Below are 4898 nucleotides of genomic sequence, written 5' to 3'. Positions count from 1 at the left end.
GATCATGGATCCGGGCCTTCGACGTGTGTGACGCCACGCCGGGGCGTCCCCGGTGACCTGGCGACTCGTGTGAAGTGCCGCGACATGCGAGGGGAGTTGGGCGATCTGTGTTTGACTTGTCTCTCTGTGGGCATGTCGACAAAACGCTGAAGTGACCTCACTGGCTGCGGTATACCAGGTGTACCCAGGTTGCAGGTGGTGCGACGATGGACGTTATGGGGGACAAGGCAACTCTGTTGGATACAGGGCGGTTTGCGCAGCCTGCCGACTTTGTGCAGCCTGTGGATCTCACGCAGCCTTCCGACCGGGACGAGACCGGCGAGGCTGCCGAGGAGGCACGCCAGTGGTCGGCCGCCGAAGCCGGCGACGTCGAGGCGATGAGCGTCCTCGGAGCCATGCTGCTGCGCCGCGGCGATCTCGACGCGGCCGAACCCCACTTGCGCGCGGCCACCGCCGCCGGTGACCGCGCGGCCGCCAACAATCTGGGTGTCCTCCTGCACCAGCGCGGATACGCGGAGGAGGCCGCCGGGTGGTGGCGGATCGCCGCCGTCGCCGGTAGCGCCGCCGCCGCGCACGCGCTCGGCCGGTACCACCGCGAGCGCGGCGACGAGCCCGCCGCCGAGTACTGGCTGCGCCAGTCCGCCGAGCAGGGCCATGCCCTCGGTGCGTACGCGCTCGCCGATCTGCTGGAGCACCGCAGTGACGTGGGTGCCGAGCAGTGGATGCGGGCCGCCGCCGAGCGAGGGCACCGCGAGGCCGCGTACCGGCTGGCGCGCACGCTTGATCGCAAGGCCCTGGACTCGGGTGAGGCCGTGGGTGACAACGGTGTCATCGGTGCCGCGGGGGAGGACGCCGAGCAGTGGTACCGGCAGGCCGCCGCGCGCGGGCACCGGAGGGCCGCGCTGCACCTCGGGGCGATCCTGGAGAAGCGAGGCGACCTCAAGGAGGCCGGGCGCTGGTATCTGACGTCCGCCAAGGACGGCGAGGCGCGTGCCGCGTGCGCCCTCGGATTCCTGCTGCGCGACGCCGGGGACCCCGAGAGCGCCGCCGTCTGGTGGCTGCGGGCCGCGCAGGACGGGGACGGGAACGCCGCCAACGCGCTGGGCGCACAGCACGCCGAGCGCGGTGAGACGCAGACCGCCGAGCGGTGGTACCGGGCCGCGATGGACGCGGGGGATGTGAACGGCGCGTACAACCTCGGACTGCTCTGCGCCGAGCAGGGGCGGACCGCGCAGGCCGAACAGTGGTACCGCAGGGCCGCGTACGCCGGTCACCGGGAGGCCGCGAACGCCCTGGCGATCCTGCTGCTCCAGGTCGGCGACGCGGCCGGAGCCGAGCCGTGGTTCTCCAAGGCGGCGGAGGCCGGGAGTGTGGACGCCGCGTTCAACCTCGGCATCCTGCACGCCGGACGCGCCACCGACAGCGAGGACGCCGCCGCGCTGCGGTGGTACGAGCGGGCGGCGGCCGCCGGGCACACGGAGGCGGCGCTGCAGGTCGCCATCGCCCGGCTGCGGGAGGGCGACGAGCCGGCGGCGGAGCGGCATCTGCGGTGCGCCGCGGGAGGCGGCAGCGCCGAGGCCGCCTACCGGCTGGCCGCCGTACTCGACGCCCGGCGCCCGCCGGCGCCCGCGCACGAACTCGGGGAGCCCGCGCAGGAGAAGAGCGAGTGCGAGGAGTGGTACGAGCGGGCGGCGTCCCAGGGGCACAGGCGTGCGCAGGTGCGGGTCGGGATGCTGGCCGCGGCACGGGGTGACGTGGTGGAGGCGGCCCGCTGGTACCGCGAGGCCGCCGAGGCCGGGTCGCGCAACGGTGCCTTCAATCTCGGGCTGCTGCTGGCCCGGGAGGGGAGCGAGCCGGAGGCGGCGCTGTGGTGGACCCGCGCGGCCGACGCGGGACACGGGCGGGCGGCCCTTCGGCTGGCGCTCGTGTACGCGCGGAGTGGCGAGCTGGCGGAGGGGCAGCGGTGGGCCGACCGGGCCGTGTCCCTGGGGCCGGCGGAGGTCTCCGAACGGGCGGCGCGGCTGCGGGACGCTCTGCGGGAGGAGCTGTCCGCGTGAGGCGCGGCGGGCGGCCGGGTCGCGAGGCTCGGCCGGGGCCCTGTTCGGCCTGAGACCCACGCCGGGCTCCGTTCCGACGTGAGCGTGTCGGCCTCGCCCCGGCCTGGGAGCGCCTTGCTCGGTTCGGGCGTGCCTTGCCCGGCCTGGGCGTGCCTTGCCCCCCTTGCCTCGGCCTGGGCGCGCCGGGTTCCGGATCGGTCTGAGCGCGTCGGGCGCGCCCTCGGATGGGACAAGGCCGGGGCTTGTTTCGGCTTGAGTGTGCGGGGCTCCGCGGGGGCCTGGGCGTGCCGGCGGTCGTCTCGGCCGGGGCAGGACAGGGCCTCAAGAGCTGCCTGCGGAGTGATCGATCAAGGGATTTGCGCTGGCCACGGAGTTGACGTACTGTTCAGTTCATCGACGCGGGGTGGAGCAGCTCGGTAGCTCGCTGGGCTCATAACCCAGAGGTCGCAGGTTCAAATCCTGTCCCCGCTACTGAAGGCCGAGGGCCGGAATCCGAAAGGGTTCCGGCCCTCGGTGTATTCCCGGACCGTGGAGCGGAAGCGCTCCGGCGAACAGCGAACAGCGAACAGCCAACAGGGAAACAGTCAACAGGGAACAGCGAAGAGCGAACAGCGGAAAGCCCCGGCGCTCGTCGCGTGCCGGGGCTTTCGTGTGCGTGCTTCTATGCCGCCGTCGCCGCCGCGCAGTTCGGGCAGACGCCGCGGTACGTCACCTCGACGTCCGAGACCGTGAAGCCGAAGCGCTCCGAGTCGGGGAGGTCGGTGAGCGGGTTGCCGATCGGGTGGACGTCGCGGATCGCGCCGCACTGGGCGCAGACCAGATGGTGGTGCGGCCGGTGCGCGTTCGGGTCGTACCGCTTGGCGCGCTTGTCCGTGGCGACTTCCAGCACCTCACCGAGCGAGACCAGCTCACCCAGCGTGTTGTAGACGGTCGCCCGGGAGATCTCGGGCAGCTTGGCCACGGCCCGGGCGTGCACCTCGTCGGCCGTCAGATGGACGTGATCGCCGTCGAGGACCTCGGCCACGACACGTCGCTGCGCGGTCATCCGCCATCCACGTCCGCGCAGTCGTTCCAGCAGGTCACTCATACAGGTCAGCGTAACAGCAGGTGAACCAGATCCCGAACAGGTGTGACTTTAGAAGGTGGATTGACTTAGACATTGTCTAATGTAGGGTCGGGTTCGGTAGTGACCAAGGGGGCCGGACCGGCCCGGATGACGCTGGAGGCGCACGTGACGCAGGGACCGCTGACGACGGAGGCCGGTGCGCCGGTCGCCGACAACCAGAACAGTGAGACCGCGGGGGTCGGCGGGCCCGTCCTCGTACAGGACCAGCTCCTGCTGGAGAAGCTCGCGCACTTCAACCGGGAGCGCATTCCGGAGCGGGTCGTCCACGCGCGCGGTGCCGGCGCGTACGGCACCTTCACGCTGACCCGTGATGTCTCGCGGTGGACCCGTGCCGCGTTCCTCTCCGAGGTCGGCAAGCGGACGGAGACGTTCCTGCGGTTCTCGACCGTGGCCGGGAACCTCGGCTCGGCGGACGCCGTACGCGACCCCCGCGGCTTCGCGCTGAAGTTCTACACCGAGGAGGGCAACTACGACCTCGTCGGCAACAACACCCCGGTGTTCTTCATCAAGGACGCCATCAAGTTCCCCGATTTCATCCACACGCAGAAGCGCGACCCGTACACGGGCTCCCAGGAGGCCGACAACGTGTGGGACTTCTGGGGCCTGAGCCCGGAGAGCACCCACCAGGTGACCTGGCTCTTCGGTGACCGGGGGATCCCCGCCTCCTACCGGCACCTCAACGGGTACGGCTCGCACACCTACCAGTGGAACAACGAGGCCGGCGAGGTCTTCTGGGTCAAGTACCACTTCAAGACCGACCAGGGCGTCAGGAACCTCACCACCGAGGAGGCCGTCCGTCTCTCCGGCGTGGACCCCGACTCCCACCAGCGCGACCTGCGCGAGGCCATCGAGCGCGGTGACTTCCCGTCCTGGACCGTGCAGGTGCAGATCATGCCCGCGGCCGAGGCGGCGACGTACCGCTTCAACCCGTTCGACCTCACCAAGGTGTGGCCGCACGAGGACTACCCGCCGATCGAGATCGGCAGGCTGGAGCTCGACCGCAACCCGGAGAACGTCTTCGCCGAGGTCGAGCAGAGCGTCTTCTCCCCGGCGCACTTCGTTCCGGGGATCGGGCCCTCGCCCGACAAGATGCTCCAGGGGCGGCTGTTCGCGTACGGGGACGCGCACCGCTACCGGGTCGGGATCAACGCCGGCCATCTGCCGGTGAACCGCCCGCACGCCACCGAGGCGCGTACCCACGCGCGCGACGGTCTTCTGTACGACGGCCGCCACAAGGGCGCGAAGAACTACGAGCCGAACAGCTTCGGCGGCCCCTTCCAGACGGACCGGCCGCTGTGGCAGCCGGTCGCGGTCACCGGAGGCACCGGTGACACCGCGGTCCCGGTCCACTCCGAGGACGACGACTTCGTGCAGGCGGGCAACCTCTACCGCCTGCTGTCCGAGGACGAGAAGGGCCGGCTGATCGAGAACTTGGCGGGTTTCATCGCCAAGGTCTCCCGTGACGACATCGCCGAGCGCGCGATCGACAACTTCCGTCGGGCTGACGGTGACTTCGGCAAGCGACTGGAAGCCGCGGTCCGGGCCCTGCGAGGCTGACCCGCGGGCGACGGGAGTGACGGGTGTGCGCCGGTCCGCGGTGGTCGGGTGGGCCGGAGTCCCGGATGCACGCCGGGGCTCCGGCCCGCCCCGGTGCTCAGGCCGGTGCGTTCTGCCGCGCGGGCGCCCAGCCGCGGATTATGTCGCGCACCGAGACG

3 protein-coding genes and 1 tRNA gene are annotated in these 4898 nt (G+C 71.3%); 3 read left to right on the top strand and 1 reads right to left on the bottom strand.

All coding sequences use genetic code 11. The annotated features are described in order from the left end of the window. The first annotated feature begins 206 nt into the window (after nucleotides 1-206). Nucleotides 207-2057 carry a sel1 repeat family protein gene (locus tag ACFWBT_RS41800; protein WP_385709700.1) on the top strand — a complete coding sequence of 617 codons (1851 nt, stop codon included), beginning with the start codon at nucleotides 207-209 and terminating at the stop codon, nucleotides 2055-2057. A 397-nt stretch (nucleotides 2058-2454) separates the two neighbouring features. Beyond that, nucleotides 2455-2528: transfer RNA gene (locus ACFWBT_RS41795), tRNA-Met, on the top strand. Between the two features lie 190 nt (nucleotides 2529-2718). Here ACFWBT_RS41795 and ACFWBT_RS41790 read toward each other — a convergent pair. Beyond that, the gene (locus ACFWBT_RS41790; RefSeq protein WP_266762544.1) at nucleotides 2719-3144 is read right to left on the bottom strand and encodes a Fur family transcriptional regulator; all 426 of its coding nucleotides are present in this window, start codon (nucleotides 3142-3144) and stop codon (nucleotides 2719-2721) included. Between the two features lie 126 nt (nucleotides 3145-3270). Between ACFWBT_RS41790 and ACFWBT_RS41785 the strand changes: the two genes are divergently transcribed. Beyond that, nucleotides 3271-4740, top strand: coding sequence for a catalase (locus tag ACFWBT_RS41785; RefSeq protein ID WP_385709703.1), 1470 nt, complete (start codon nucleotides 3271-3273; stop codon nucleotides 4738-4740). Nucleotides 4741-4898 lie beyond the last annotated feature (158 nt).

The organism is Streptomyces sp. NPDC060027, assembly GCF_042737005.1.
Lineage (GTDB): Bacteria > Actinomycetota > Actinomycetes > Streptomycetales > Streptomycetaceae > Streptomyces.
Note: the sequence above shows the minus strand (reverse complement) of the source record. Positions and strands in the feature narration are given on the sequence as shown.